The 4,227-nt window shown below is 60.3% G+C and carries 5 protein-coding genes; 2 read left to right on the top strand and 3 right to left on the bottom strand.

The features are described from left to right. The first annotated feature begins 540 nt into the window (after positions 1 to 540). Together NW815_RS00850 and NW815_RS00855 are read left to right on the top strand one after the other, a co-directional pair. Positions 541 to 1,524, top strand: coding sequence for a PhoH family protein (locus tag NW815_RS00850; RefSeq protein ID WP_414330856.1), 984 nt, complete (start codon positions 541 to 543; stop codon positions 1,522 to 1,524). Then, positions 1,521 to 2,246 carry an HAD-IA family hydrolase gene (locus NW815_RS00855; RefSeq protein WP_414390957.1) on the top strand — a complete coding sequence of 242 codons (726 nt, stop codon included), beginning with the start codon at positions 1,521 to 1,523 and terminating at the stop codon, positions 2,244 to 2,246. The genes NW815_RS00850 and NW815_RS00855 overlap by 4 nt, the downstream gene beginning before the upstream one ends. Here the strand turns inward: NW815_RS00855 and NW815_RS00860 are convergent. From NW815_RS00860 to NW815_RS00870, 3 genes are all read right to left on the bottom strand, one after another. Next, entirely contained in the window at positions 2,224 to 3,039 is an 816-nt protein-coding gene (locus NW815_RS00860; protein ID WP_414390959.1) for an alpha/beta fold hydrolase, read from the bottom strand. The genes NW815_RS00855 and NW815_RS00860 overlap by 23 nt on opposite strands. After that, complete coding sequence (locus NW815_RS00865) at positions 3,036 to 3,725, bottom strand: lysophospholipid acyltransferase family protein (protein ID WP_414415619.1); 690 nt, start codon at positions 3,723 to 3,725, stop codon at positions 3,036 to 3,038. Before NW815_RS00865 ends, NW815_RS00860 begins: the two co-directional genes overlap by 4 nt. 59 nt (positions 3,726 to 3,784) lie before the next feature. Further along, a partial coding sequence (locus tag NW815_RS00870; protein ID WP_414415620.1) for a cob(I)yrinic acid a,c-diamide adenosyltransferase occupies positions 3,785 to 4,227 on the bottom strand: 443 nt, incomplete at its 5' end.

A 4,227-nucleotide genomic window follows, 5' to 3' on the forward strand; every position in this document is an offset into this window, starting at 1 on the left:
CTCAAATGAAAGATCAACACAACCTAGAAGGGATGAGCCTCTTGCTCAGAAATTGAGGAGTCACAGGGATCCCCAAGAGGAGCCTGGGGAAAGGTTGTAAGAGACCCCCATCCACATCCCTGCTGCTGGATGGAGAATGTCAGATGCACGATGACCAACGGAGTTGAAAACCTCAAGCTCTTGCCCGACCGACGAGAGACTGGGAGTTCAAGCTCCTTTAGCAGATAGATCAACGTTACTTGATGAATAAGAGCTATTCCCGAAAAGATAGCCCTTTGCAATACTTTTTTAGGGAACCTTAGGGAGTTGTTAATTCCCTGTGACTCGGCTGCCAATGAAGGCCGGAACCCAAATCCAGGTTTGCTGCAGATCTTCCAGAAGCTTGTATTTTGGAACACATTAATGGTGTAATCGCCTGTTAAGCACTCTTGCGCTCGACCCCTGGGCTCTGCAGCGGCTTTCCACAGCCCAGAGCGCCCTGACAAGCGTTTTTGGTAAGATCACCCCTACAGGTCTCCCAGGGTGCCCGGCGCCCACGGCATGCACGACAACCCTACTTCCCTCTCTTCTGATTTCGAAGTCATCTCTCTGTCCAATCCTCAACAGGCCATGTCTTTGGCGGGCACTCAGGAGGCCAACCTGAGGTGGATCAGTCGCTCCAGCGGTGCTTCTGTAACGCTGCGCGGACAAGACCTGTACCTGAAAGGCACTCCCCAACAGCGGCAGCAGGTGCGGCAATGGCTAGAATTGCTGAGGCCGCTTTGGCAAACTGGGCACCCCGTCACTGTGATCGATGCAGAGCAAGCTTTTCGCGCCCTCTCCGGACAAGAGGCTGCCGCCTACCAGCAAGCACAAGCAGGGATTTTGGCCCGCACCCGCAAAGGGGAGCTTATCCGACCGAAAACGCCCCGCCAACAGGAGTACGTGCGAGCCATTCGCACCCACGACCTCTGCTTTGGCATTGGACCGGCGGGCACAGGAAAAACCTATCTGGCTGCCGTTGTGGCCATTGCTGCCCTACAAAACCGGGAGTACGAGCGTTTGATCTTGACTCGCCCGGCTGTGGAGGCGGGAGAAAAACTGGGATTTTTGCCGGGGGATCTGGTGGAAAAGGTGGATCCCTATCTGCGGCCCCTTTACGATGCCCTGTTCGAGTTTATCGACCCGGCCAAGCTGCCGCAGTTGATGGAGCAGGGGGTGATCGAGGTGGCGCCGCTGGCCTATATGCGAGGCCGTACTTTGAGCAATGCCTTTATCATTTTGGACGAAGCCCAGAACACCACCCCCGAGCAGATGAAGATGGCCCTTACCCGGCTGGGGTTCCGGTCGCGTATGGTGGTTACCGGGGATCTCACCCAAACGGATCTGGGCAAACATCGCATGTCCGGCCTGGCAGCGGCAGAGCGCATTCTGACAGGGGTAGAGGGGGTTGCCTTTTGCTACTTCGACCAGCGGGATGTGGTGCGCCACCCTCTGGTGCAGCGGATTGTCGATGCCTACGCCCGCTACGAGGGGCAGTCGTGAAGCTGAGGGTGCTCTTTTTCGACGCTGTGGGCACTTTGTTTCGGGTGCGGGGCAGCGTGGGCCAGGTTTACAGCCAGGTGGCAGCGGAGTATGGGGTAAGGGTGGATCCCCAGGCCTTGGATCGCGCTTTTGGCCAAGTTTTTGCCCAGGCTCCAGCCCCGGCCTGCCCAGGATTGACGGGATCCCCTTTGCGGGAGTGGGAGCGGACCTGGTGGCGCCAGGTGGTGCGGGAGACTTTTGCCCGGGTGGGATCCCTGGCTGCCTTCGGAGAGCACCGGTTTGAAGACTTTTTCGCCCAATTGTTTGAGCACTTTGCCGGGGCGGATCCCTGGGAGCTGTATCCCGAGACGCTGCCGGCTTTGCGGGCCCTGCAGCAGGAAGGGATCCGGTTGGGGGTGATCTCCAACTTCGACAGCCGCTTGCCCAGGGTGCTGCAGCAGTTGCAGTTGGATCCCTACTTTTCCACCCTCACCCTCTCCACCCAAGTGGGCTATGCCAAGCCCGATCCTCGCATCTTCCAAGCTGCCCTGGCAGCCCACGGGATCCCCCCCGCAGCCGCCGGCCACATTGGCGACAGCCGCCGCGACGATTATCAGGGGGCAAAAGCAGCAGGCTTGCGAGCCCTTTGGCTGGATCGAGAGGGGAAGGAGAGCTCCTGCCCAGAGCGGATAGAAGATCTGTGGGGATCCCTGTCCATGCTCAATGGGCCGAAGCAGAATTGAGCAGCAGAGGGGCAAAAAGGCCATCCGGCTTGAGCAGGTAACGCCGCAGGTTCATCCGCCGCTCCAGCAGGCAAGCGTGGCCGCTCTGGGGCGAGATTTCTACCTGCGCCTGGGGCAGCCGTTCCGCCAGCCAGCCCACCTCCTGCACCGAGGGCAACAGGCGATCCCGCCCCCCCGCCACCAGCAAAGTTGGCAGGGTCATCGACTCCAGGGGCAGCTTCTCCACAGCAAAGGATCCCAGCAAAGCCAAGCGCCGAGCAGCTACTGTGGGTTCAACACTGTGAACTGCCTGGCGCAGCCGCTCCTGATCCGGCGGCTCCATTTGGCTGAGCTCCGCCAAAGCCCCCAACCCTCGCTCCGACAACTGGTGATAGAGCGCCGGCGGCAAAAAGGGCAAGAGAACATGTCCTGCCCACCACCAGGGCCTGCGTCGCAGCGACGAGGCCGGATTGACCAAAATGAGGCCACGGCACCGTTCCGGCCATTGGGCAGCCACCAACAAGGCCAGGCAGGCCCCGAAAGATTCCCCACACAAATACGCCCCCGCTTCTAGCTGGGATCCCACCCAATCGGCCAGGGTTTCCCAGCTATCCCCCGCTTCCGGGTGGTTCAAACTCAGGGGGCGAATGCGAAACTCCCGCTGCAGAGCCTGCGCCTGCCGGTAAAACAACGTACCTGTGCCATCCATACCGGGCAAATACAGCAGCAGGGGCCGCTCCTGACCGACCGCTCCCGTTGCCGGGCTGACCAAGCTAGAGGCAGATGCTACCGGCTCGCCACTCAACTTTCTCATCTCTCTGCCAATCCCAATCGCACCTGTTCTCGGGCCGCTGCAGTTAGCTCTTGAATGACCTGCATTCGCTCGCGTCGGGATCCCTGGCGCTGCTTCCTGCCCACCCAAAGGGGGGATCCCACCCTGAGCACCACCCGCCGATACAACACCACCGGATGTCCCCCTTCCTGTTGAAATCGGGGTTCAGTGGGGTCAAACCAGCGGAAAAAAGCCATAGGAATATCTACTCCCCGCCATTCTTCCTGCGCCCACACCGCCACCGGCAGAATCGGCAAGGGATCCACCGCTGCCGCCAGCGCCAGGTGGGCAAAACCTGGCTGAAACCGCCCCACCTCCCCAGGCGAGGTCTCACGGGTGATCTGCTCCGCCCCTTCTGGGAAGATCCCCACACCCACCCCCGCTGCCAAACTGGCCTGCGCCTGGCGAAAAAAATGGATTTGCTGTCGGGATCCCTGCTTGAGGGGAATGCAGTCCAAAGCCAAGGCGATCTCCCGCAGCAGCGGCACCTGAGCCAGGTAGTAATGGCAGGCAAAGCGAATCGGTCGGCCCAACCCCGCGATCAGCACCGGTGCATCCAGAAAACTGCGGTGATTGCTCACCACCACCAGCGGGCCAGCAGGAACACGCTCCCCTCCCTCCACCCACACTTCCGTCTGGAAAAGGGTAAGCAACAACTGGGCCAGCATCCTGGGGTCTGGAGGCCAAGAGAGAGCAGAATTGGCTGAGAACGCTGCGAAGGATCCCATCAATAGTCCACCCCGCGCCGCAGATCGGCCCCCTGCTCGGCATAGTGCTTGTGGCTCACCATTTCCGAGTGGACAGAGGCCAGCTCAAAGTAAGGTAAGGGGGCATGGCAGCGCCCCGTGATGATGATCTCCGTATCGCGCGGCTTGCGCAGCAAAGCCTGGACAATCGGCTCCACGTCCAGCAGCTCCAGATCCACCGTCGGGTTCAACTCATCCAAGATGATGGTTTTGTACAGGCCAGAAGCGATGGCCGCCCGTGCCAACTCCCAGCCCCGCTCCGCTTCTACATAGTCGATTTCCTGTTGTTTGCCCCGCCAGACAATGGCGTCCCGACCGCAACGCTGGTGATCCACCAAATCGGGGTAGCTTTCCCGCAGGGCCCGAATGGCTGCATCCTCGGTGTAGCCCGTTCCCCCCTTCAGCCATTGCATGATCAGTACAC

The sequence above is a fragment of the Synechococcus sp. R6-7 genome (assembly GCF_047461695.1).
Taxonomy (GTDB): Bacteria; Cyanobacteriota; Cyanobacteriia; order Thermostichales; family Thermostichaceae; genus Thermostichus.